This is a genomic window from Arcicella aurantiaca (assembly GCF_003148625.1).
GTDB classification, from domain to species: Bacteria; Bacteroidota; Bacteroidia; order Cytophagales; family Spirosomataceae; genus Arcicella; species Arcicella aurantiaca.
On the sequence record NZ_QGGO01000067.1, the window covers coordinates 1 to 1,903 of the forward strand.

The 1,903-nt window shown below is 47.6% G+C and carries 1 rRNA gene; it reads right to left on the bottom strand.

The features are described from left to right. Nucleotides 1-1,903 (bottom strand): 23S ribosomal RNA (locus LV89_RS24810); the annotation flags it as partial.

Genomic DNA, 1,903 nt, shown 5'->3' on the forward strand with positions numbered 1-1,903 from the left:
CCCAGTCAAACTACCCACCAAGCAATGTCCCTATTTAGGTTAGAATTCCAGTACAAGAAGGGTGGTATTTCAACGTTGACTCCACGATGCCTAGCGACACCGCTTCAAAGTCTCCCACCTATCCTACACATCCAGTACCAGAACTCAATGCTAAGCTATAGTAAAGGTTCATGGGGTCTTTCCGTCCCGTTGCGGGTAAACGGCATCTTCACCGTTACTACAATTTCACCGAGCTCACGGCTGAGACAGTGTCCAGATCGTTACACCATTCGTGCAGGTCGGAACTTACCCGACAAGGAATTTCGCTACCTTAGGACCGTTATAGTTACGGCCGCCGTTTACTGGGGCTTCGATTCAATGCTTCTCTTGCGATGACATCCCCTCTTAACCTTCCAGCACCGGGCAGGTGTCAGGCCTTATACGTCAACTTTCGTTTTTGCAAAGCCATGTGTTTTTGTTAAACAGTCGCCTGGACCAATTCTCTGCGGCCTCTCTTGCGAGGAGGCTCCCTTTATCCCGAAGTTACAGGGTTAATTTGCCGAGTTCCTTAGCCGTGATTCACTCGAGCGCCTTAGAATATTCTTCCCAGTCACCTGTGTCGGTTTACGGTACGGGTTACTATTAAGTATAGATTCACAACTTTTCTTGGAAGTCTCTTCGCTAACTCGTTTCTGCCTTGCGGCTTCTTCTCAGAGGCACTATTCCGTCAGTACCTGCCAACCACGAATCTCCGTCATTGTGTTTCCCTAATAGTAAGTTCAGGAATATTAACCTGATGTGCATTAAATCTTCGCTTTCGCTAAACCCTTAGCCCCCGACTAACCCTCAGTTGATTAGCATAGCTGAGGAAACCTTGACTTTTCGGCGTGGGGGTTTCTCGCCCCCATTATCGTTACTCATCCCTACATTTGCTTTTCTCATCGCTCCAGTAAGCCTTATCGACTATCCTTCGCTGCAATGAGAATGCTCCCCTACCAGTGTATATAAATACAATCCAAAGCTTCGGTACTATACTTGATGCCCGTTTATTATCGATGCCCGCCTCGCTCGACCAGTGAGCTGTTACGCACTCTTTAAATGAATAGCTGCTTCCAAGCTAACATCCTGGCTGTCTCTGCAATCAGACCTCCTTTGTTCAACTTAGTATAGATTTGGGGACCTTAGCTGTTGGTCTGGGTTCTTTCCCTCTCGGACGGTGACCTTAGCACCCCCGCCCTCACTGCCGTGTATATTTCATGCCATTCAGAGTTCATCAGGATTTGGTAGGATTTGACTCCCCCTAGTCCTATTGGTAGCTTTACCTGCATGAAACTCAACCACGACGCTGTTCCTAAAAACATTTCGGGGAGTACGAGCTATTTCCCAGTTTGATTAGCCTTTCACCCCTACCCACAGCTCATCGAAATACTTTTCAACGTAAACTCGTTCGGTCCTCCAGTGTGTGTTACCACACCTTCAACCTGGCCATGGGTAGATCACAAGGTTTCGCGTCTACTCCCCCTGACTAAGCGCCCTATTCAGACTCGCTTTCGCTCCGACTTCAGTTCTATAAACCTTAATCTTGCCAGGAAGAGTAACTCGTAGGGTCATTATGCAAAAGGCACGCTGTCACCACAATAATGGCTCCAACCGCTTGTAAGTGTATGGTTTCAGGGTCTTTTCACCCCCCTGCTCGGGGTACTTTTCACCTTTCCTTCACAGTACTCGTTCACTATCGGTCTCTTGTTAGTATTTAGCCTTACCGGATGGTGCCGGCAGATTCAAAGGGGATTTCTCCAGTCCCCCCCTACTCAGGATACGGTTACGTCTAAAAATTTTACTCTTACAGGGCTATCACCTTCTATGGCTGACTTTCCCAAGTCATTCAAATTCCTTCTTATTCTAAAAAACCGTCCTACAACCC